This window comes from Sinorhizobium americanum (assembly GCF_001651855.1).
Taxonomy (GTDB): Bacteria; Pseudomonadota; Alphaproteobacteria; order Rhizobiales; family Rhizobiaceae; genus Sinorhizobium; species Sinorhizobium americanum.
The window spans coordinates 1-21,817 of sequence record NZ_LNQC01000078.1 but is presented as its reverse complement, the minus strand read 5'-3'; the positions used below and the strand labels follow the sequence as shown (position 1 = coordinate 21,817).

Genomic DNA, 21,817 nt, shown 5'->3' with positions numbered 1-21,817 from the left:
ATGGAACAGTCGACAGGACAGAAAATCGCGACGGCACTCGTTGGATGGGGACTGAGCCTGCTTATGGCATTCCCCATTCTCTGGATGGCGCTCGCAGCTTTCAAGACAGAAAGCCAGGCGATTGCCTCACCCCCAATCTTCTTTTTCGCTCCGACGCTTGAGAATTTCGCCGCCGTCTTTGAGCGTGCAAACTACCCGCATTTCTTTCTGAACAGCGTCGTGGTCGCAGGTGGTTCGACGCTCTTGGCTCTGATCATCGGATTGCCCGCCGCGTATGCGATGGCATTCTATCCGACGAAGAGGACAAAAGACGTTCTTGTATGGATGCTCTCGACGAAGATGATGCCCGCCGTGGGCGTCCTGGTCCCGATCTATCTGATGTTCAGGAGCGCGGGGCTGATCGATACCCGGTCAGGTTTGGTCTTCATGTACACGCTGATGAATCTGCCCATCGTGGTCTGGATGCTCTTCACCTTCTTCAAGGATGTTCCGAAGGAAATTCTTGAAGCAGCGCTCCTCGACGGTGCTCGTCCGGTGCAGCAATTTTGGATGTTACTGCTGCCCTTGACCGCGCCAGGTATCGCATCGACGGGTCTGTTAGCTGTCATCCTCGCGTGGAACGAGGCTTTCTGGAGCATCAACCTCTCGACCTCAAACGCCACGCCTCTCACCGCCTTTATCGCGTCATTCTCAAGTCCCGAGGGGCTCTTCTGGGCGAAACTTTCGGCGGCGTCGCTGCTCGCAATCGGGCCCATCTTGGCCTTCGGTTGGATGACACAGAAACAACTCGTCCGGGGTCTGACCTTCGGCGCGGTGAAGTAGGAGGAATCATGTCTAGCGTAACACTCAATCAGATCGGCAAGTCCTACGGCGCGTTGGAGGTTGTCAGCGGGATCAATCTTGAAATTGCTGATAAGGAATTTGTGGTTCTCGTCGGCCCGTCCGGGTGCGGGAAAACAACTCTTCTTCGCATGATTGCCGGACTTGAGACGATCACTGTGGGCGACCTGCTCATCGACGGAGAACGCGTGAACCGAGTGCGTCCGGACGAGCGTGGCCTGGCCATGGTTTTCCAGAGCTATGCCCTGTACCCGCACATGACTGTCGCCGACAACATGAGTTTTGCCCTGCGCCTCGCCGGTGTGGACAAGTCTGAGCGTGACCGGAAAGTGAACGAGGCTGCCAAAATTCTGCAGCTAGATCATCTCTTGCAGAGGCGTCCTGCGCAGCTTTCCGGCGGCCAACGTCAACGTGTCGCAATCGGCCGAGCTATCGTCCGTGATCCGAAGGTCTTCCTTTTTGATGAACCGTTGTCGAATCTCGATGCCGCGCTGCGCATTCAGATGCGTATCGAACTTGCGAGGCTTCATAAGCAGCTGTCCGCGACGATGATCTACGTCACGCACGATCAGGTCGAGGCTATGACCATGGCTGACAGAATCGTGGTCGTAAACAAGGGCGGCATCGAGCAGGTCGGAACGCCAATGGAAATCTATCAGAACCCAGACACGGTTTTCGTCGCTGGCTTCATCGGGTCGCCGAAAATGAACCTCTTCGAAGCTACCGCAACCACGGTCGACGGAAGAACGTTCGCTCATCTCAACAGTGGACAGAAGATTTCCGTTCCGATGCAACTGAAGCCGGGCACGCAAATCACTCTTGGCGTTCGGCCTGAAGCGCTGACTGCGGACTCCTCTGGACCACTGGCTGGTGAAATCACCGTTATCGAACATCTCGGCGGCGAGACGCTCACCTATGTTGATATCGGAAATGGAAAGCTCGCGACCATCAAATCGGGAGAGGCGTCGTTGGGACAGGTCGGCGATACGATCCGCGTCTCCTTCGCAGCTGACAGGCTGCATGTCTTTGGCCCCGACGGCCGGGCAATCAGAATTCAACCCAGACACTAACCACGCATAAGGAATCTGCAGATGTTTCTCGAAAAATATCGGCTCGATGGACAGACAGCGTTCATCACGGGTGGGGGCCGAGGCATCGGGCTTTCATCCGCTGAGGCGCTAGCCGAGGCTGGGGCTAAGGTCATAATTTCTGACATGAACGCTGACGTCCTGGAGGCAGGACGACGGGAAATGTTGGAGAAGGGCTACGAGGTCGATACCGTCGTGCTCGATGTCACCGATTCAAAGGCTGTGTCTGAGGCAGCGAAATCGGCCAACGAAAAGTACGGTGCAGTCGATATCCTAATCGCCAATGCCGGGATCGCATGGCCCGATACCGGCGGCGAAGAGATGACCGACGAAGTCTGGCTCAAGGTCGTCGACGTCGACCTGAATGGAGCATACTGGTCGTGCCGCGAATTCGGTCGTCCGATGCTCGAACGCGGTCGCGGCTCGATTGTTACGCTTGGCTCGATGTCTGGGCTTATTTCCAACAAGCCGCAGAGACAGGTGCATTACAACGCGGCAAAGGCGGCCGTGCACCACATGACCCGCTGCCTTGCCGCCGAGTGGGCAGAGCGCGGCGTTCGGGTGAACTGCGTCGCACCAACCTATGTCGATACCGCAATGTCACGCAGTGGCTTCACGGAAGCCAATCGGATGCCAGTCTGGATGGAAATGACGCCAATGAAGCGCTACGCCCGCGCCGATGAGATTGCATCGCCAATCCTTTTCCTTGCCTCCGACGCTTCTAGCGCGATGACCGGCTCCATTGTCGTAGTCGATTGCGGATACACGATCTGGTAGCCCGGACCGACGCTCGAACTGGTTAACCCTGGCGGCGGGCACCGGCCGCCGTTTTCTTCCCAGGATTTGGTGCCGGAAATCGACCGGACTTCCGTCTTCAGTCCTACTGCCTGGATCGACGTATCGCCATCGGACCGGTTTTCGGTTGGGGGCAGAGTAGAGCTCGATGGAAGGGAGCAAGGCTGTGCTGGATAGAATCGGGAGCAGCCGTGATCAGGTTTGCAGGTCCCGTAGATTGCAGCAACACTATCTGATAGAAATTGACAGACTGAACCCGGGAAAAGATAGAATCTCTATGGATGCGCCTGCTAAGCGAGTTGATATGGTCCCCGCCAAAAGGCGTGCCATAATCCTTGAACACCTCCGAGCTAACGGAGCTGCAAGTATTCAAGAGTTGGCTGATGCGATTGGTGGGTCGCAATCAACTGCGCGGCGTGATCTGGAGCACCTTGTTGAGAAGGGATACCTAGAGAGAACGCACGGTGGCGCAGTTCTTGTGCAGCCAATGCGAGCCACGTTCGAAGCAGAAGCTTTGGTGAACGCAGAGCTTCGCCATGCAGAGAAAGTGGCAATCGGCAGAGAGGCTGCGAAAAGGCTCGGCCCTGGCGACAGCGTTATTTTGGACGGCTCCACCACTGTCATGGAGGCCGCCAAGGCAGCTGCGGAGCGGGGCATTCCGCTAACAATCGTTACAAACAGTCTCGATATCGCCCAATTCTGCGCGGGCGTAAACTCATGGAGAGTCATTGTGCTTGGGGGGTCCGTCCGCCCGGGATTCATGAATCTTTCTGGCCATCCGGGTGAAGAATTTATCAAAACGATTCACGCGGACTTGTGTCTCTGCGGGGCATCCGCAGTAAGCGGCACCCTGCTTACGGACAACTCGCTGGAAGTAGCATCCATGAAGCGTGCCATGATCTCGGCGGCGAGGAGGAGTATCCTCCTCGTGGACAGTTCCAAGTTTACCCTGGCTGGCTTTTGTACGCTGTGTGACGTGGCAGACCTTGACGAAGTCATCACCGACAGTGGGATCAAGCCTGACGCTCTTACAGCGTTGAAGGCGACCGAGCGGAAGATCACGGTCGTACCGATGACCTCCGACAACTGAGGTGCCCGCCAAAGCTTTGGAGCAGGTATTCTCGATGTTCAGGAAAATCGAAGCTTTGGGGAAGGCTACCTGCGCCTCGCAACATCGACGGACGTTCTGGCGATCGCCCGCACCGCCGTCGCGGAGGCGACCAACTCCAAGCTCGGGCCGGAACTGTATGAACGGGGTCCAAGGACCGGCTGGAAGGGACTGACGACGTACATGACCGGCCTAAGGGAGCGAAAGATCATTCGCCCAGTTGATCCCCGTGTCGCAGCAGCGCATTTGACCGGGCTCCTTGACGCCAGATTGTCACACCCCTTCAGTTCGGAGCCGAACCGGAGTTCGACCTAAGTAGATCATTGGCACGAGATCAAGCGTTCGTGCCAATCGACAGTGTTGAGGCATTGGCGGAGAAGTCGGCCTCTTCAGTTTGGCCGTCATTCATCCGACTAATGAGTCCATGAATATCTCCGAGCACCCACAGGTCACGGACCTTGGGTCCGTCGAATGTGAAAATAGGCGCGCCATACCACCATACATGCCGTCCCGTCGGGGCTCGGCCGAAAAGCGGCTTGCGATGAAAGCCATGGAAACGGAGCTTTCCGGAGACTTGGTTTCCTTCTTCAACCATCCCGAGTATGTCTGAGGTATAGTCTTCGAGCGACTCCGTCACCCAGCGGACGTACTCGCTGAACTGAGAATGCCCCACCAAAACCGGGCCGAGAGATCCTCTGAACGTGAAATCTTTGTGAAAAATCTCAGGAATCAAAGACACATCGGCGCGATCCCACATGTCCTGATAAAATTTTCGGACGACTTCCTTCTGCGGGCTAAGTTGGGCTCGATCGATCGCCATCGCAGGTTCAGGGTGCTCGGTGTGTGTGTTCATACCATTCTCCGGCTGCCCAATTTTTCTTGTCCTCTACGCTAAGCGATGTAAATTCGCTTGTTAACTGGCAAGAATGCTCGGTTAGGAATGCATTTTCGCCCGCTAATCTTCGGAGGAGGTGCGAGAGGTGAAGCCGGCCCTTTCGGAGGTAGACTGGACCAACTTGCGCACTTTCTTGCTCGTCGCCGAGCACGGCAACGCAGCAGCAGCGGATCGACTGGGGGTGGACGCGACGACTGTTCGGCGCCGACTGGCTGTCCTCCAAGCCTCGATAGGCCTGCCATTGTTTTTTGGATCAGGTCGGACGCGTCAACTTACCCCGGAAGGCGAACGTATTCGCGGTATCACGCTGAAGATGGCCGAGTTGAGCCATGAGATATCCCAGAATGCGACTGACGCGGCACGAGACGTGGTTGGGGTAGTTCGTATCTCCACTATGGAAGGATTCGCGAGTTTTTTTCTTGCACCGAGACTCGGTGAATTCACGGCGAAATACCCTAAGCTCCGCGTAGAACTGGTCGCCTCTCAAACAATCCTGAACCTCTCGGAAAGGGAGGCAGATCTCTCAATAAACATGGTCCGCCCCCAGCACGGTCGTCTGATGGTACGTCGCGCCGGCGAGTTCGGAGTTGGCCTTTACGGCGCTCCATCCTATGTTGCTCGAGCTGGGTTCCCCGATACACGCAAGGACCTTGAGCGGTTTGAATTTGTTACATATGTCGATGAGCTGATTTCGGTCCCTCATGTACGTTGGCTGCCAGATGTCACCGAACGACCTCGGACCACGCTCTCATTCACAAGTTTGACAGCGCAACTAGCGGCGGCAGAAGCCGGTGCCGGGCTGGTGATGCTCCCGCACTTCATGACACATGGGAATAGCAAGTTGGTTCGGCTCTTAGCTGCCGAAGTCAATCTCGTGCGCGACTGGTGGCTTGTGGTGCATCAGGATCTGCAGCGCGTTCCTCGCATTCGCGCCGCTATCGACTTCATCATCGAAATTATGCGTCGAGACCGCTCTGTTATGATGGGGCCCTCGAACCTGATTGGATAAGACCTGAGTGGTCTTCAGCGGAAGACGAGCCATCCGCACTTTGCCGCGTATTTTACCGCTGAGCTCCTTGCCGTCACCGGGCGCACCCCCTCAAAAATGGTCTTTGAGAGCGCGATCGGTGCATGTTTGAGATATTCAGATTGGAAGGCGACCGAAGTTTACGGTCATTCTCCCGCAGATAGGATCTTTTCCGAAAGCGGAGCGCGCTGGAACTTCTCATAGATCCTGTTGAGTTCCCCGTTCTGCAAGTTGGTCCGCACCCAGTTGTCGAGATAGGCCTTCAAGGCATCGTCATCCTTGCGCAGGCCGATGCCGACGTCGAATTCTGCGATGACAAACTTCTGCTCGATTTCCTTTGCGGGGTTCTGCGCCGCCACGCGGGTGATGACCGCCGGCTCCTGCACGACGATATCAACTTGTCCGCTGGCAAACGCCGTCATGTTGGTGGACTCGTCGTCGAAACGGACGATCTCGATCCCCGGAATAGCAAGTTTCGACAATACCGTGTCACCCGTCGTGCCGCGCGTCACTCCGACGCGCTTGCCCGCGAGGTCGTCTTGTCCGTTGAGTTGGACACTCTTAGGTGCGGCGACGAATTGCACTGCGCTCGCATAGGGCACCGAGAAATCGATGACCTTCTGCCGCTCCGGTGTGATAGAAAAAGTCGAGATCACGACATCGGCGCGATTGCTCACGAGAAACGGCACGCGGTTCGGGCCGGTGACCTCGACAATCTCAAGCGCCACCCCGAGATCCTTTGCCAGAAGGGCGGCGGTTTCATAATCGGAACCGGTCGGCTTCAGGGCGTCGTCCTTGAAACCCCACGGGGGGCGGCCGAACTCGAGTGCCACCCGGATTTTTCCTGCCGCCTTGATCGCGGCGAGCCCGTCCTGCGCAGCGGCGGGCATCGAGCCGAGCAGGCATACGCCAAGTCCGGCTAGCAGCAATGTTCTACGTTTCATGTTTTCCTCCCTTGGTCTGGAATTTTCAGTGTTCTGCCGCTTCTGAAATGAAGTCGGCCAGTTCCGGCGTCGATGGGCTGCGCAGGATGTCGGAAGAGCCCATCTCATGCACCTTGCCATCCTTCATGTAGATGACCTTGTCGGCCACCTTGCGCGCAAATCCCATCTCGTGCGTGACGAGGATCATCGTCATGCCATCGGCGGCAAGCTGCTCCATGACGCGCAGCACCTCGCCGGTGAGCTGCGGATCGAGCGCGGACGTCACCTCGTCAAACAGCATCAGCTTGGGTTCCATCGCCAGCGAGCGGGCGATCGCCACGCGCTGCTGCTGTCCGCCCGAAAGCTGCTCCGGATAGAAGTCCATCTTCTCGCGCAACCCGACCTTTGCTATCACCGCCTCTGCAATAGTGCGCGCTTCAGCGCGTGCGATTCCCTTGACGAGCCGCGGCGCCAGCATGACGTTTTCGGCAACGGTCAGATGCGGGAACAGGTTGTAGCTCTGGAACACGATCCCCACGTCGCGTCGCAATGCCTTCAGGTCGATGTTGGAGTCTTGCAGCCGGTGGCCGCAGATGACCATGGACCCGCCCTGGATGGTTTCGAGACGGTCCATGCAGCGCAGCGCCGTGCTCTTGCCCGACCCGCTCTGTCCGATGATCGCCGCGACCTCCCCTTTGTTGACCCCGAAGGTCACGCCCTTGAGAATTTCCAGAGCGCCAAAGCTCTTGCGGACATCTTTGAGTTCAACGATTGGCGACATTGAGCTTCCTTTCCAGCGCCCTGCTCTGAACCGAAAGGGGATAGCAGATGGCGAAATACATCAGCGCCGCGATCCCGAAGTAGAGAAAGGGCTGAAACGTCGAGTTGTTGATGATCTTTGCGTTGTAGGACAGTTCGGCATAACCGACGACCAGCGACGCAACCGAGGTGTTCTTGACGATCTGCACCATGAACCCGACCGTCGGCGGCGTGGCGATGCGCAGCGCCTGAGGCAGGATGACGGTTTTCATCCGCTGCCAGCGGCTGAGCCCAAGGCATTCCGCCGCCTCCCACTGTGGCCTTGCGACTGACTGGAGGCAGCCGCGCCAGATCTCGCCGAGATAGGCACTGCTGTAGAGTGTCAAGGCAAAGGTGGCAGCCTGCAGCGGCGTAAGCGAGTCGTAGCCGAAGATGCCGGGACCGTAAAAGCAAAGGCCCATCAGCACCAGCAGCGGCAGCCCCTGCATGATTTCTATGTAGACGGCCGTTCCCTTGGACAGAGCGGCCACCGGCGAAATGCGAGCCAGAGCTATCAGGAAACCGGCCAGACCGCCAAAGATGAAAGTGAGCACGCTGAGCACGACCGTACCCCAGAGCCCTTCCAGAAGAGAGATGATGAAAGTCATGTTCATTTGGGAGGCTCCGGGATCACAAAGGCGTTCCGAGCTTGCGCCGGCGGGGAAAGAGGGCGAGGCCGAGCAGCGCGAAGCCCGCGCGGACAATGACCGCGAGGATCAGGTAGAGAACGCCAAGCACGACGAAGACCTCGAAGTTGCGGAACGTGTCGCTCTGAATGCGGTTGGCCATGCCGAAGAGTTCTTCCACGCCGACCGATGACAGGATGCTGGAGGCGAGCATCAGCAGCACGTACTGGCTCGCAAGCGCCGGATAGACCCGTTCGAGCGCGGGGCGGATGACGACGTGCAGGTAGGTCTGGACGCGGCTGAGCCCCAGACATTCCGCCGCTTCGAGCTGGCCGCGATGAATGGATTCGATTCCGGCCCGGACGATTTCCGTGGTGTAGGCGCCGATATTGATCGTCAGTGCTATGGTCGCACCAACGAGGATCGGCAGCCGCACGCCCATGCTGGCGATACCGAAAATGAGAAAATAGGACTGGATCAGGAGCGGCGTGTTTCGGATGAACTCCACATACAGCCCGACCAGGTGACGCGCCCAGCCGGGGCCGCCCGTGCGCACGACCGCACAGAAGGCCCCGATCAGGATGCCGAAAATGGTACAGAAGAACGTGAGGCGCAACGTGGTCCACGTACCTTGCACAAGCAGCGGCCAGTATTCCAGCACCGCCGCAAAGTCGAATTCATAGGTCATGGTCGATCCCTTTGCCTCACGCCGTCCGTATTACTTGGCTTCCGCCATGACCTGCGGAGGAATGTCCGTCTTCTGGAACTGCTTATAAATCGCCGGCAACTTGCCGTTGGCGAGGTTGGTTTTGACCCACTCGTCGATCCACTTCTTCAGCTCGACGTCGTCCTTGCGCATGCCCACCCCCATTGTTGCCGTGCGCAGCGTCAGCTTCGGCTCCAGGTCGTTGCCGGGATTCTTCTGATTGATCAGGTCGACCAGGGATTGCGCGATGGCTACGATGTCGAGCTGGTTCGAAACGACTGCCGTCATGGTCGTCGCCTCATCCTCGAAGCGGACGATCTCCGCATCGGACGGCGCCATCTTGGTGATGTCGCCGTCATTGGTCGTTCCACGCGTCACCGCAATGCGCTTCCCCGACAGGTCGTCAAAGGATTTGATCTCCACCCTCTTCGGCGCAAAAACCGATGTCGTGTTGCCGGAATAAGGCAACGAGAATGCGATGGTTTTCTTCCGCTCGTCCGTGATCGACAGGGCGGACATGATAATGTCGGCACGGTTCTGCATCAGGTTGGGAATGCGATTGGCACCGTTGGTGGTGACGATCTCCATCTTGACGCCGAGATCGGACGCCAGAAGCTTCGCGGCTTCAACTTCCGACCCAGTGGGGGTGAGATTGTCGTCCTTGTAGGACCACGGCGGCACGCTGAGATCAATCGCGATGCGGATGACGCCGGCCGCACGGATCTTCTCCAGTGTGTCCTGCGCCGAGGCATGTGCCGTCGTTGCAAGCGAGATCGCCAGAGCGGTAACGAGTCTTGTCAGGTTCTTCATTCAATCCTCCCAATTGAAGTGAAAGTTTCAGATGGATGGCGGAAATGTTTCGCCAATGCGATGCACATGGGGCTCGAGCGCCGCGACGATGAAGGGATCGAGTAGAACGCCGGTCTTGAGGGCCTCGGCCACGCGTGCCCGCGCCCGATCTCCCGGCACCCGCACCGCGTCCAAGCCGGAGCGCGGCGGATTGGCGTGGCAGGCGCCGATGAGCCATGTCGTCTCATCGAGAAAGGCGTCGGTGCCGCCGAATGCGCCAGGGTCGATCACCTGCAGGAACGTGTTCATGGCGATGCCGGTCAGTCCATCCCTACGGCCGACGCCGCTGAGGCCCTGCGTCAGCGCCTCGACAAGAAGCGCCAAGGCATAGCCTTTGTGCCCGTGATCCAGTCCGCCAACGGGCATTAGCGAACCATTACCGCTCATCAGCACCCGCGGATCGTCGGAAGGGTTCCCTTCTGCGTCGAGGGCCCAGGCGCCGGGATAACGACGGCCGGCTTCGGCGAGTTGCACAGACCGTTTAATGGTGGTGATCGAACAACTGATGTCTAGGAGGATCGGATCCTGGCGGCTAGGAATGCCGGCGGACAACGGATTGGGCGTGAAGATGCCGCGCGTGCCGCCGAACGGCGCCACTCCGCCCGAAGCCGGCCCGGAACAAGCAAGCTGCACCATCAGGCCACGCTCGGTGAGCCGCGGCAGATAGGTGGCGAGCGCACCGGTATGATGGCCGCCTGCAATCGTCAACGTCACCACGCCGTGATCCGCGATCCGCTCCATCGCCAGATCGATCGCCCGATTGATGAGCCAGGCGCCGGGCAGGCGCCTTCCGTTCCAGGCAACGCAGGCGCCGCGATCAGACCGTACCTCGTAGCTGCCCTTAAGGTTCATGCCGCCGCGGCGGATTTCTTCAAGATACCACGGGGCAATGGCCAGGCCGTGGGTCGAATGACCCATCATATCGGCCATGAGCAGGCACTCGGTGACGTCACCTGCCATTTCGTCCGCCATGCCGCCATCCACGAACAGCCGCGCGACGAGGCCACGAACGGCCTCGACGTCATAGCGGTCGCTCGCCGGCGCCGTCGTGCCAAGCTCACTTGGCATCGGTGACCTCGGCCGGCAGGTCATTACCGAAGGCGGTCTTGTAGATGGCATTCAGGCTGCCGTCAGCAAGGCTGTCGCTGACCCATTTGTCGAGCTTCTTCTGAAGCGCGGCCTCACCCTTCTTGACCCCGATGCCGGTGACGTTGGTCTTAAGGACGATTTTAGGTTCAAGCTTGGCGCTCGGATTCTTGGCATTGACGGTGGTCAGCAGTGCCGGCGCCGTTACGTAATAGGAGGCCTGGCCACTGATAAGGGCCGTGATGGAGGTCGCATCGTCCTCGAAGCGGACGATATCTGTTCCGGGCAGTGCGGCTTTGGTTATCTCCGTATCGTTCGTGCTGCCGCGGGTGACGGCGACGCGCTTACCGACGAGGTCGTCGAGCTTGGCGACACTCTCGTCCTGGGGCGCGCCGACCACGATCTGAATGGCGCTGTAAGGCTTCGAGAAGTCGATGACCTTTCTACGCTCATCGGTAATCGACAGTGTCGAGATGACTATGTCCGACCGTCCCGAAACCAGATAGGGAATTCGGTTGGCGGGTGAAGTCGGGACGAGCTCGAGTTCCAGCTTCCAGTCGGAGGCGAGCTTCTTGGCGACCTCGACCTCCGATCCCGTGTACTTGCCGCTTTCGTCCATAACTGAATAGGGTGGTGCCGCGGGATCGATCGACACGCGAATCTTGTTCTTCGAAATAATATCTTCCAACCCGTCCGCCATCGCAGGAGAAATGACGAATGGACCGGCCGCGATCAAAGCAGTAGCGGCTACCATTGTGAAGACTTGCAGACTTTTCATTGGCTCCTCCCAAGAATATCCCACGCATTGAGACCATAAACGATACGCCTGTGGCCCTGAACCTCTTTTCCTATTTACTCACGGCGACCGTCTCACAATTTGAGACTTGGTATGCTTCGACGTCCCTTCCGTCAGCGCTTCGAATGGGCAACCATGAAGTCGAACAGGAGACCGATCTGTCCATCGAGCATGTGTGTACCGTCACGGGTGATGCACCCGATGTCGCCTGCGGCGGCCAGTAGACGTGTGGGGACGGGATCGGTGATGACATCCGCCACGACCATGGCGGGTGTCAATTCACTGGGCTCGATCGGCAAGGGATCGCTATCTCGCAGCCCGGCCGACGTCGCATTGACGACGATCTCGAAGCCCGCGGGAATGTGCGTGCCGACGGATACACGACCGGGATAAGCCGCGTCCAGTTTGTCGCGCAACGCCTGCTCGTTCGTCTTATTTATATCATGGAAGGTGAGATGACTCGCCCCTTCCTCCAGCATCGACACGGCGATCGAAGAGCCGGCGCCGCCGGCGCCGACCATGAACACTTTCTTGCCGGCGATTGGACGGCCGGTCTTCAAGATGCCGGCCGTCAACCCGGCGCCGTCGAAATTGTCGCCGAACCATGCGCCGTCAGGCTCGCACCGCATCGCATTGATGGCGCCAAGCACCCTTGCCCGCTCAGAGAGGCGGTCGCAAAACGCAGCCGCACCGAATTTGTGCGGCAGGGTGATCAGGATGCTGTCCACATTCGGCATTGCCTTTAGCACCGGCAACGCACTCTCGAGATTGCCCTTTTCGATCTGGAGAGGAACGAGCATCCCGTCGTAGTCGGCATTGCGCATGCGCTCCGTCAGCCAACCCGGCGCCAGAACCTGAGCGATCGGCGAACCAATGAGAAAATGGACCCGTGTCTTTCCGGTTATGCTTGGTTGCGTCATGGAGCTTTTTCTCTTTTCAGGCCAGCGTGTAAGCGGTCTTCACCGTGGTGAAAAATTCGGCGGCATACCTGCCCTGTTCGCGCGATCCGAAGGACGATGCCTTTCGGCCGCCGAACGGCACATGAAAGTCGACGCCCGCGGTTGGCAGGTTGACCATCACCATTCCGGCTTCCGAGTTGCGCTTGAAGTGCGTCGCGTGTTTCAGGCTGGTTGTGGCGATGCCTGCTGACAGGCCGAAGGGCGTATCGTTGGCAACGGCAAGCGCCTCTTCGTAGTCCTTCACGCGGATCACTGCTGCGACCGGCCCGAAGATTTCCTCGCGCGAGATGCGCATGTCGTTTTTCGCCTCGGTGAAGAGCGCCGGCTCAAGGTAGAAACCGGGCGTTTCGCGCTCCAGGCACGCACCGCCGAACGCAAGCCTCGCGCCCTCGGATTTGCCGATGTCGATGTAGTCCATGTCCTGCCGAAGCTGCTTGTCGTCCACCACCGGGCCGATATGTGTGCCGGCCTTGAGCGCGTTGTCGACGTTGAGCGTTTTCAACCGTTCGGTCAGCGCCGTGACGAACCTGTCGTGGATGCCTTCGGTGACGATCAGGCGCGAGGACGCGGTGCAGCGCTGGCCGGTCGAGAAGAAGCCGGAATTGGCGGCCGCCTCCACCGCGACGGCGAGATCGGCATCGTCGAGTACGACCATCGGATTTTTGCCGCCCATTTCGAGCTGGAACCTGCGGTTATGCTCGATGGAGGCGAGCGCCACGCGCTTGCCGGTGTCGGTGGAGCCGGTAAAGGTGATGCCAGCGAGATCGGCACTGTCGAGCATGGCTTGCCCCACGACCGAGCCCCGACCCATGACGAGGTTCAACACACCCTTCGGCAGCCCAGCGCGGTGTAGAATGTCGGCAATCGCCCAGGCGCAGCCCGGCACGAGGTCCGCAGGCTTGAACACCACCGTGTTTCCGTAGCAAAGCGCCGGCGCGATCTTCCAGGCAGGAATGGCGATCGGGAAGTTCCAGGGCGTGATGATGCCGATAACCCCGAGCGGCTCGCGGGTGATGTCGACGCCGATATTCGGTCGTGCGGACGGGACGACCTCACCTGTCAGGCGTAGCGTCTCGCCGGCGAAGAAGTCGAAGATCTGTGCGGCGCGGATGACTTCTCCTGTCGCTTCCGGAAGCGTCTTGCCCTCTTCTCGGGCAAGCAGGGTGCCGAGTTCTTCCCTGCGGGCGAGGATTTCGTCGGAGGTGTTCTTCAGGATCGCATGGCGCTCCAGTATGCCCGAACGCGACCAGGCCGGGAAAGCGGCTTTGGCTGCGGCAATCGCCTGCTTGGCATCCTCGGCACTGGCCTGCGCGTAATGCCCGACGACATCATTCGTGTCAGACGGATTGATGTTCGGGGAAGCGTCGGAGCCGACCCATTCGCCGGCAATGAGGTTCTGGTGCACGGTCATGACGGCCTCATCGCCACTGCACGCGACGAAAGGGCAGGACTTCGATGTCCTTCCATACGCCGTCCGTGTAGTAGATTTCGCTTTTGATGTAGTGGTCGAGGGCAGCACGATCGGGAAACTCGCACAGCACGACCGAGCCGATCATGTTGCCGGCTCCGTCGAGCAGCGCACCGCCATCGATGACGCTTCCTTCCGCCTTCATGGCGTGGATACGTTCCATGTGCTTGTCGCGGGCCGCCAGCCGTCTGTCGAGCGTACCGGCAGCCGTGTCGTCGCGGGCGATAATGGTGAACTGCATCGCGTCTCTCCTACAAATTCCTTGGCGCCGGAGACGGGGGCCGCAACGCATATCCCCTCGCCTCGTAATCAAAATCGTGAAGCTTGTTTACGGGCTCAGCCTTGTCGACCGGCGATGCGTAATAGGCGCGGATCTCGTGGATTTTGGTGATGTCATCGTTGAAGATGTACCACTCGTCGCCGCGCAACACCTCGCCGATCGCCGTCTTCCAGTGCGTCCATTCGATGACAGCTTCGCGCCCGTCGGCGGCTGCCAATACTTTCTCGATCGTCCAGCGCGAGCCGAGCGTCTTGACGCACCAGACCCAGCCATCCGCTATGGCGCTTGCGCCGCGCCACGGCGCACCGGGGAGCCCCGGTGGGAAATAATGGACCGCATCTTTCGTGAAGCAGTCGACGAGCGCCGCATGATCGCCGTCATTGCATGCGGCGAAGTATCGCCGGATAAGCGCCTCGGCCTTCTCTGCAGGTGTCGAGTCTCTCATCGCTTATTCCGCCGCCTGGTTACGGGCACGCCACTCGGCGTATTCCTTCAGGGTTTCCTCGTCGGGTGGATAGGTGCCCCAGAGAGGAGCGCCAGCGTCGATCTTCGTGAACAGGAATTTCTCGCGCTGCTCCTGCTCATAGGAATCGTTGGCGAGATCCGTCGCGATGGCGCGCGGCACGACCACGACCCCGTCGCTGTCACCGACGACAATATCGCCGGGATAGACGGCAACGCCTGCGCAGCCGACGGGAAGCTGCATGTCGACGGCGCGGTGGTAGGCGGGACGGGTGGAGGCGGTGTTGGCCGAGCAATAGGCCGGGAACGGCATCCGGGAGATTTCAGTGCCGTCACGGAAGGCGCCATCGGTCACGGCGGCGGCAACGCCCTTGCGCATCATGCGCGTCATCAGCATGTTGCCGGCTGATGCGGCACGCGGGTCGTTGCGACTGTCTATCATCAGCACCTGGCCCGCGCCGATCGCCTCGACCGCCTCCCACTGCATGTTGTCCTCGCCTCGCTTCTTGAGATCGGCAAGATCCCAGTCCTTGTCCTCGCGGGAGGGAATGAAGCGAAGCGTGAACGCTTCGCCCGCAAACGAGCCAGCATTCGGATTGAGCGGCCTGAGGCCGACGAGGAACTGTTGGCGAAAGTTGCGCTTGAAAAGTTGGGTCGTCAGCGTGGCCGTTGAACAAACTTTCAGCTTGTCCAGCGTTTCCTGGGTAATTTCAGCCATCGGGCGTCTCCTGAAATAAATCGGAATTCGGGGTCAGGGCCGGGCGGCAACCGCCTCGTCCACCATGTCGAACATCGAATATTTCGGCTGGAAACCGAGCATGGCGCGCGCCTTGACGCTGCTGCCATGCGTACGCCCGAGATCAACGGGGATCGTCGCCTCGACCACGCGCCGGCCGGTCTTCTGCGCCAGATAGGGGATGAACTCGCCGAGGCTGACCGGCGAGACTGGCGCCAGATTAAAGGTTTCACCGATGGCCTCCGGCTTGTCGAAGATCAGGAGAAGGCCGTCGACGATGTCGCGTACGTCGACAAGCTCCTGCGTATGGGGATTGCCCTGCGCATCGCGCGGCAGGAGCAGAGGCTCGTCGTCGGCAACCAGCGGCTCGAGGATCGATAGGATCTGATCGAGTTCCGAATTGGAGGTGGCGCCCGCATGGTGGGTGCTGCTCGCCTTGAGACTGGCGACGCGGCTGTTCACGTAGAAGGCCGGACCGGCATACTCGCCATTTGGATCGATGATTTCGTGCGCCGCCTCCGTGTGCGAAAACACGGCCGTGCTGACGTCGAGTTGCTTTTCCGACCGATTATAGAACTTCACCATGTCCTCGCCGAGGAGCTTGGTCATGCCGTAGAAGGTATAGGGTTCCTTCGGATGGTTCTCGTCGGTGGGCCGGAAGCGGGCAAAGCGAGTCGGATAGACTTGGTCGCTCGAGGCGAAGACCATGCGAATGCGACGCTTCTGCGCTTCTGACGCGGCGGCGCGCAGCACGTTGTAGGTGCCGACAACGTTCACGTCCCACAACAGTTCGCGGGCGGCCGGCTGGAACGAGATGACGGCGGCCATGTGGAAAACGGCCTCGACGCCCTCCATCGCCTTCGCCACATCCTCAAAGCTGGCGAGGCTGCCGGTATGGCACGTAATGCCCGCCGCTTCGGTGGCGGCGCGGTTCGGATCGCCTGGAATGACGATGGTTCTCACATTGTGACCGCGCTTCATCAAGGCAGCCGTCAGCACGCCACCAACCCTCCCGGTGGCGCCGGATACGAAAATTTCCATGTTTCTATCCTCACAGCATACCCGCGGACCGCAACGACACGGTGTCGCCGCACGGGGCCTGCTTTCCTTCAGTACGCGGCTGGCGATCTCCTCGCCGACAGCCATTTCAATCTAGCCGTTTTTGCACGCCGCAAAAGTGTCGATCGAGAGCCTTTCGCCCCACCGTCTCACATGTTGAGATCAGGCTCGCACGGCATGGCGTTCGATGACATCGAGGTCGGGCGTGAAGCCGATACCGGGTTCGGCGGTGGAGCTCAGTCGGCCGGCGAACGGCCGGGGCGTCGCTGCAACCCAGGCTTCCGGTTCGACGAAGAGATATTCGACCAGCGTCTCGGCCGGCATCAGTGGCAGGAGCGCCAGCGTCGCAAAATATCCTGGCCCGAAATACGGCGTGTGCGGCATCGGCGTCTTTTGTGCCTGCCCGCAGGCTTCGAGGATGCGCACGAATTCCGAAACGCCGCCGGCCTTGGTCATGCTCGGCTGGGGATAGGTTACAGCCGCTATGATGCGGGCGAAATCGAAGGCGGTCGAGGCATTCTCACCCGTTCCGACCGCAATTCCCTCCGCCTCGAGCGCGGCCATGGTACGATAGTCGTCCGGCGGGAAGACGGGCTCTTCCACCCAAAGTACATCGTTTTCCCGGAACACCGACCGCAGCGCCCTCGCCTCCTCCGCCGACCAAGCGCAGTTGGCGTCGACCATCAGCGGCACGTCCGGACCGAGGACCTGCCGCGCCCGAGCGATGATGGCCGGATCGATCTCGTGCAGCTTCACATGGCGATAGCCGAGATCGAGCGCCTTTTGGCAACGATGGGCGACGAGACCCGCGTCCCCATACCGCACCAGGCTCGCATAGGCGGGGCGTTCGACATTGCTCTTCGCCCCCAACAGACGCCACAGCGGCACACCTTGCCGCTTCGCCTGCAGATCCCACAGTGCGATGTCGACGCCCGAAAGCGCGAATAGGGTGATGCCGTAACGGCCGAAGAGATGAAGTTTTTTCTGGATACCCGTGTTCCACGCCGCTATGTCATCGATCCGATGACCAACGACGAAGGGGGCAATCATCCGCTCGACGGCTGCCCACACCGGTTCGAGGCAGAAATAGGCGAAAGCTTCGCCCCACCCCACGTGACCTTCCTGGTCCTCCACCCGCACCAGCACCATATCGAGCTCGTGCCAGCGGCTCGGCGTGCCGCCGGTGCCGGCTCCGCCATCCACGAACGGAATACGCAACGGAAAGGTACGGAGCGAAACGATTTTTGGCACAGGGCGCTGCGCTGTTTCAGGCATAATTTCTCTCATGGTTTGCCGATCGCCTCCGGCAGCCCCCGCTCGCCCACGCTGACGGAGAGCAACTGGCCGGAAAGTGGTGCGTTTGTCAGGCTTTCACGGCTGAGGCCGGTGCGGGCACTGGTCACGAAGAGGTCTGAAAGGTCATCTCCGCCGAAGGCAATGCCGGTCGGATTGGGAATGGGAAGGGCGATGGTGCGCTGGATCTCGCCGTTTTCGTCAAGCTTCACGACACTCCAGCCATCGGAGAGACCGACCCAGGCGTTGAGATTTTCATCCACTGCAAGAGCGCAGGGCGACCCAGCGACCTTCGGAATGTCGGCGAATTTTCGCTTGCGCCGCGTGGCGCGTTCGACAAGCAGAACGCTCTGCCGGGCCGGTTGCGCCACATAGAGTCCGAGATCGCCCGCGACGGCGATGTCGGCCACATCGCCGGCCAGATCCAGAGTGGGCTCGAATCCGGCGCCGACGCTCCACGTACCGATGCGCGTGACATTGGCGTCGACATCGAATGCAGCGACCCAGATGATGCCGGACGCATCCGTACGCAGAGCCCGGATGACCGAAGCGCCGGCGCCGTCAACTCTGTTCTGAATGCCTTCTGCACCGCAAAGGACCACCTCGCCCCCCGTCGAGACGACAAATCCGTTCTCTGACGGGACGAGCGAACCGATGCTCTGCGACAACTCATGCAGCGAAATAGAATCGCTTTCTTCCCCGCCGTCTATCCGCACGGCCGGTGCCAGAAGGTCCGCCCATACCAACGCGTTGCGTCGAGAGTCCCAGCGCGGCGCGCCTCCCATATAGGCGGCACGGTTCGTCCAGACCCGGAAGCCACTCGAGTGATACGCTGCAGCCTTCAGCGTCGGGGTGAGTTGACTCGAGATACGCCTCGCGACCTCGGCAATTTCCTTTCCCAGTTGCTCGGCTCGTTCCGGCGGCATGCGAAAGGTCGGTCCTGCCACGCTGATTGCCGCCAGCGGCCGTCCGCCGTCATCAAGAATGGCTGCTCCGACGCAGCGGGTGCCGAGTACGATCTCCTCGTCATCGATGGCATAACCGCGCGCGCGAACGATGGCCAAATGTGACCTCAACTGCTCGACATCGCAGATCGTGTTGGGCGTGAACGATTGCAACTCTCCGGACAGCACCGCGTCGAGCTGCGCCTCGCTCAGGTGAGCAAGGATCGACTTTCCCTGACTGGTGCAATGCATGGGCTTCAACACGCCGAGCCTTGCGTTCGAACGCTTGTCGTGAGCGCTCTCGAAACGCCCGAGCGCCAAGACGTGGCTGCCTTCCTGGACCGCCAGATAGGATGTCTCGCCGGTCAGGTCGCGAAGGCGCCGCAATTCCACGGATGCGATGGACGCAAGATCGGACGAAGACCACGCGTTTTGGGCGAGCTCCAGAAAATTGAAGCCGAGCGTGTAGTTCTGCGTCACCGGGTCCGGCCGGACCAGTCCGCGCCCAATGAGTGCCGCGAGGATGCGATAGAGCGTGGCGCGCGGTATCCCCGTTCTTTCCGAAAGCGCGGCCTGCCCGACAAGTCCCGGCGATTTTCCAATGATCTCGATAATGTCGCACGCCTTGCCCAGAAGGGCCGTGCCGGCCACACTCTTGGGCGTGATCAGATCAATCGACCATTGCGTGTCGTTCATGGGCATGCCTCCGCTTCTAGGCTTAAACAATGAGACGATCCATATCGCGTTCGGCGAAAAGCCGTCATGTGCCCACATCCTGAGACGAACACAATAGAGGAAGCAAATCAGCCGTAGGATGATCCGGAAATCAGAATTTCAATGCTCCCCTTCAGGGCCTCTCCTGGCTGCAGAAGAACGGCACCCGTCTGCGAGGACGGCAGGGAAAGGTTCCAGGCATTGGCAACATGTGTCACCGGCTCGACGCAGATATGGGCGGGGTCGCCGCGATGCACGACGAGGAATCCGAACGGAGACGACGCCTTCATCGTCGCGGAAAAGCCGTGGGGTAGCGCAACTTTCGCTTTGGTCCAGCCCTCGAGATAAGCCGTGGCCATACGAACGACACCATCCTCCTCGGCGACCGCGACGCGAGTAGCGTCCGGTAGATAGTCCGAACGGTGCGGCCACAAGTAACCCGCGTCGGAAACGACGGCTTCACGTGACGCAAAATAGGGATGCCAACCCATACCGGCGGGCATTGGCCGGCCCGAGCAATTTTCCACGGACATGGTGAGGCGAAGATTCGTCTCGCTGAGCTCGAAGTGCTGTTCCGCCCGAAAATCCCATGGCCAGTCATCATCGGCCGCATAACCGAGCGACATGGTGAAGCGGTTGGCGTCATGCGTGCCTACGGTCCACGGACGAGTATGTCCCGGTCCATGGAGCGTGTGCGGCACGGCCGCCGGATGGCTGCGAAGGTGGACGCTTTCACCGCCGGCCACGATCGTCGCATCGGCCAGCCGGTTGTGATAGGGCACCAGCGGATAGGCGCCGGCGCGGGGCCAGTTCGTCGACTCGAAGCTGTGAGCTTCGGTAGGGATGGCTATGTGGGGTCCGCCCTTCCGGCGAAACTCCAGAAGCCTGCCGCCCATTCCGGGGCAAAAACGTGCGAGCAGGTATTCCGAAGCGATCGCGTAACTTGACGTATCTGACAATAGGTTCACCACGGCTTCTTCTCGATTTGCCTGGCGGCCGTCGTGAAGGACCGCCTCCTCTAGTATTCGGAGTTTGGATGGAACCGGCGGGTATTGGCAACGCTGGAATTGTCGGTGTAGGATCTCATGCCCAACTGGTGAGACATCCCGCCGTCTGACGAACCGCGAAGTTCACCCGCACATTCCTGTCTAGTCCGACCGGACGGACGGGACATTCTCGCGTGCAGACTTCGAATGCGACGGCGAGGACGATCGCTACATCTGTCCGGCAGGCAAGGAGCAGTTCCGCCGCACCTACGCGAGACCCCGATCAGGTATCACCAGTGAAGGCACCCGGCTTTACCGGGCCAGCAAGAAAATTGTGATGCGTGCGACCTGAAGCAGCGTTGCTGCCCGAATGCAGTTGCTCGCAAAACCCTCGCGAGCTTCAACGTAAGCAAAAAGACGGCGGCTAAAATTCGTATCGACCTGACCGGCACGAATGACAGAAAGGTCCCGAATAGCGGCCGACTCGCTCGTTAGTGTCTAACTTCTGCATTCCTGAAGGTTTTTCGATGCGGGCCGCAGCGCGACGTTTGCCGCTGGCGTTGGGCGGCCCGCGTCGACAAACCTTGGAAGGAGGAAGCCGCGGAGGCTGGGTGGGACCTATGGGGAAAGCGCGGGGCCGCGGGCGTCTGTTGTGGACTTGAGCGCTGACGACAGAAGCCAAAGCGCCGACCTGAANGCGTCTGTTGTGGACTTGAGCGCTGACGACAGAAGCCAAAGCGCCGACCTGAAGGTGTGGGATGCGTTGATCGGAAGCAGGTTTGACGGTCTCGTCGCTGTCGAGTTTGACGGTTTTGCGGTGCTCAGTGTTATTGAGCGCAAAGCGATCCCATCCCGGAATGCAGGGTGTTTTCGGGTCGGCAGGTTTGGCCAATGTGACGGGCGTCTTGTCATGCGGCCTGCTTTCGCGGTGGCGCCCGTCGATGATGCGCATCGGGCCACCGCAGTCGGGGCATGGCTCTCTCAGAGTGAGCGGAATCGCCTCAGCGCTTGGCGGACCATCTTGTTTGGCCGTTTCCGCTCCAAGCAGAGCGCGGATCTTTGCGACCTTGGTCTTGCACGCACTGGCGAGCAGGCCGTAATGGCGGATGCGGTGGAAACCGTCGGGCAGCACATGGAGCAGGAAGCGGCGAATGAACTCGTCGGTGGCCAGCCGCATGACCTTGTGTCGGTCGCCGGTCTTGATCCGGTAGTCCTTCCAGCGGAAGGCGACCGTTTCGGCATCGGCGCTGATCAAGCGGCTGTTGGAGATGGCGACGCGGTGGGTGTAGCGGCTGAGGTAAGCCAAGACCGCGTCGGGGCCGCCGAACGGCGGCTTGGCATAGACGACCCATTCGGATTTGCGCAACGGGGCCAGCCAG

At 60.0% G+C, this 21,817-nt stretch carries 24 protein-coding genes and 1 pseudogene; 7 read left to right on the top strand and 18 right to left on the bottom strand.

Features of this window, described 5'->3' with window-relative positions:
* The 5 genes from ATC00_RS27215 (at window position 1) to ATC00_RS34165 (ending at window position 4,146) form a co-directional block, all read left to right on the top strand.
* The gene (locus ATC00_RS27215) at window positions 1–822 is read left to right on the top strand and encodes a carbohydrate ABC transporter permease (protein ID WP_064255145.1); all 822 of its coding nucleotides are present in this window, start codon (window positions 1–3) and stop codon (window positions 820–822) included.
* An 8-nt stretch (window positions 823–830) separates the two neighbouring features.
* A complete protein-coding gene (locus tag ATC00_RS27210; RefSeq protein WP_064255144.1) occupies window positions 831–1,910 on the top strand; it encodes an ABC transporter ATP-binding protein in 1,080 nt (359 codons plus the stop codon).
* A 21-nt stretch (window positions 1,911–1,931) separates the two neighbouring features.
* Window positions 1,932–2,705, top strand: coding sequence for an SDR family NAD(P)-dependent oxidoreductase (locus ATC00_RS27205; protein WP_064255143.1), 774 nt, complete (start codon window positions 1,932–1,934; stop codon window positions 2,703–2,705).
* 295 nt (window positions 2,706–3,000) lie between these two features.
* A complete protein-coding gene (locus ATC00_RS27200; RefSeq protein ID WP_064255142.1) occupies window positions 3,001–3,813 on the top strand; it encodes a DeoR/GlpR family DNA-binding transcription regulator in 813 nt (270 codons plus the stop codon).
* A gap of 27 nt (window positions 3,814–3,840) precedes the next feature.
* On the top strand, window positions 3,841–4,146 hold the full coding sequence (locus ATC00_RS34165) for a TetR/AcrR family transcriptional regulator C-terminal domain-containing protein (protein ID WP_161951948.1): 306 nt from the start codon (window positions 3,841–3,843) through the stop codon (window positions 4,144–4,146).
* 19 nt (window positions 4,147–4,165) lie between these two features.
* Here the strand turns inward: ATC00_RS34165 and ATC00_RS27195 are convergent, their stop codons facing one another.
* Window positions 4,166–4,684 (bottom strand): ester cyclase, encoded by a 519-nt coding sequence (locus ATC00_RS27195; RefSeq protein ID WP_234782432.1) that lies wholly within the window; start codon window positions 4,682–4,684, stop codon window positions 4,166–4,168.
* 127 nt (window positions 4,685–4,811) lie between these two features.
* On the opposite strand from ATC00_RS27195, the gene ATC00_RS27190 reads away from it, so the two are divergent.
* Window positions 4,812–5,735, top strand: coding sequence for a LysR family transcriptional regulator (locus tag ATC00_RS27190; protein ID WP_064255141.1), 924 nt, complete (start codon window positions 4,812–4,814; stop codon window positions 5,733–5,735).
* Window positions 5,736–5,899: 164 nt separating this feature from the next.
* On the opposite strand, the gene ATC00_RS27185 is transcribed toward ATC00_RS27190, so the two are convergent.
* From ATC00_RS27185 to ATC00_RS27110, 16 genes are all read right to left on the bottom strand, one after another.
* Window positions 5,900–6,697 (bottom strand): transporter substrate-binding domain-containing protein, encoded by a 798-nt coding sequence (locus tag ATC00_RS27185; protein WP_064255140.1) that lies wholly within the window; start codon window positions 6,695–6,697, stop codon window positions 5,900–5,902.
* Window positions 6,698–6,722: 25 nt separating this feature from the next.
* Window positions 6,723–7,457, bottom strand: coding sequence for an amino acid ABC transporter ATP-binding protein (locus ATC00_RS27180; protein ID WP_064255139.1), 735 nt, complete (start codon window positions 7,455–7,457; stop codon window positions 6,723–6,725).
* Window positions 7,441–8,088, bottom strand: a complete 648-nt coding sequence (locus ATC00_RS27175; protein WP_064255138.1) for an amino acid ABC transporter permease — start codon at window positions 8,086–8,088, stop codon at window positions 7,441–7,443. The genes ATC00_RS27180 and ATC00_RS27175 overlap by 17 nt, the downstream gene beginning before the upstream one ends.
* A 16-nt stretch (window positions 8,089–8,104) precedes the next feature.
* Window positions 8,105–8,788, bottom strand: a complete 684-nt coding sequence (locus ATC00_RS27170) for an amino acid ABC transporter permease (RefSeq protein WP_064255137.1) — start codon at window positions 8,786–8,788, stop codon at window positions 8,105–8,107.
* A 30-nt stretch (window positions 8,789–8,818) separates the two neighbouring features.
* Complete coding sequence (locus tag ATC00_RS27165; protein WP_064255136.1) at window positions 8,819–9,616, bottom strand: transporter substrate-binding domain-containing protein; 798 nt, start codon at window positions 9,614–9,616, stop codon at window positions 8,819–8,821.
* A 27-nt stretch (window positions 9,617–9,643) separates the two neighbouring features.
* Window positions 9,644–10,723: an Ldh family oxidoreductase gene (locus ATC00_RS27160; RefSeq protein ID WP_064255135.1), complete on the bottom strand. Its 1,080-nt coding sequence runs from the start codon at window positions 10,721–10,723 to the stop codon at window positions 9,644–9,646.
* Window positions 10,713–11,519, bottom strand: a complete 807-nt coding sequence (locus ATC00_RS27155; RefSeq protein WP_064255134.1) for a transporter substrate-binding domain-containing protein — start codon at window positions 11,517–11,519, stop codon at window positions 10,713–10,715. Before ATC00_RS27155 ends, ATC00_RS27160 begins: the two co-directional genes overlap by 11 nt.
* Window positions 11,520–11,650: 131 nt before the next feature.
* A complete protein-coding gene (locus ATC00_RS27150) occupies window positions 11,651–12,457 on the bottom strand; it encodes a shikimate dehydrogenase family protein (RefSeq protein ID WP_064255133.1) in 807 nt (268 codons plus the stop codon).
* Between the two features lie 16 nt (window positions 12,458–12,473).
* Window positions 12,474–13,907 carry an aldehyde dehydrogenase family protein gene (locus tag ATC00_RS27145; protein WP_064255132.1) on the bottom strand — a complete coding sequence of 478 codons (1,434 nt, stop codon included), beginning with the start codon at window positions 13,905–13,907 and terminating at the stop codon, window positions 12,474–12,476.
* 7 nt (window positions 13,908–13,914) lie between these two features.
* Window positions 13,915–14,205: a YciI family protein gene (locus ATC00_RS27140; RefSeq protein ID WP_064255131.1), complete on the bottom strand. Its 291-nt coding sequence runs from the start codon at window positions 14,203–14,205 to the stop codon at window positions 13,915–13,917.
* A gap of 10 nt (window positions 14,206–14,215) precedes the next feature.
* Window positions 14,216–14,689 carry a nuclear transport factor 2 family protein gene (locus ATC00_RS27135; RefSeq protein WP_064255130.1) on the bottom strand — a complete coding sequence of 158 codons (474 nt, stop codon included), beginning with the start codon at window positions 14,687–14,689 and terminating at the stop codon, window positions 14,216–14,218.
* A 3-nt stretch (window positions 14,690–14,692) separates the two neighbouring features.
* On the bottom strand, window positions 14,693–15,424 hold the full coding sequence (locus ATC00_RS27130; RefSeq protein ID WP_064255129.1) for an RraA family protein: 732 nt from the start codon (window positions 15,422–15,424) through the stop codon (window positions 14,693–14,695).
* A gap of 33 nt (window positions 15,425–15,457) precedes the next feature.
* Window positions 15,458–16,483, bottom strand: coding sequence for an NAD-dependent epimerase/dehydratase family protein (locus tag ATC00_RS27125; RefSeq protein WP_064255128.1), 1,026 nt, complete (start codon window positions 16,481–16,483; stop codon window positions 15,458–15,460).
* Between the two features lie 180 nt (window positions 16,484–16,663).
* Entirely contained in the window at window positions 16,664–17,776 is a 1,113-nt protein-coding gene (locus tag ATC00_RS27120) for a mandelate racemase/muconate lactonizing enzyme family protein (RefSeq protein WP_064255127.1), read from the bottom strand.
* Window positions 17,777–17,784: 8 nt separating this feature from the next.
* The gene (locus ATC00_RS27115) at window positions 17,785–19,434 is read right to left on the bottom strand and encodes an IclR family transcriptional regulator domain-containing protein (RefSeq protein ID WP_064255126.1); all 1,650 of its coding nucleotides are present in this window, start codon (window positions 19,432–19,434) and stop codon (window positions 17,785–17,787) included.
* A 107-nt stretch (window positions 19,435–19,541) separates the two neighbouring features.
* Entirely contained in the window at window positions 19,542–20,420 is an 879-nt protein-coding gene (locus ATC00_RS27110) for an aldose epimerase family protein (RefSeq protein WP_153045292.1), read from the bottom strand.
* A 154-nt stretch (window positions 20,421–20,574) separates the two neighbouring features.
* Here ATC00_RS27110 and ATC00_RS34205 point away from each other — a divergent pair.
* A pseudogene (locus ATC00_RS34205) lies at window positions 20,575–20,867 on the top strand (IS5/IS1182 family transposase); the annotation flags it as partial.
* Window positions 20,868–21,135: 268 nt separating this feature from the next.
* On the opposite strand, the gene ATC00_RS33785 reads toward ATC00_RS34205, so the two are convergent.
* A partial coding sequence (locus tag ATC00_RS33785; RefSeq protein WP_234782431.1) for an IS91 family transposase occupies window positions 21,136–21,817 on the bottom strand: 682 nt, incomplete at both ends.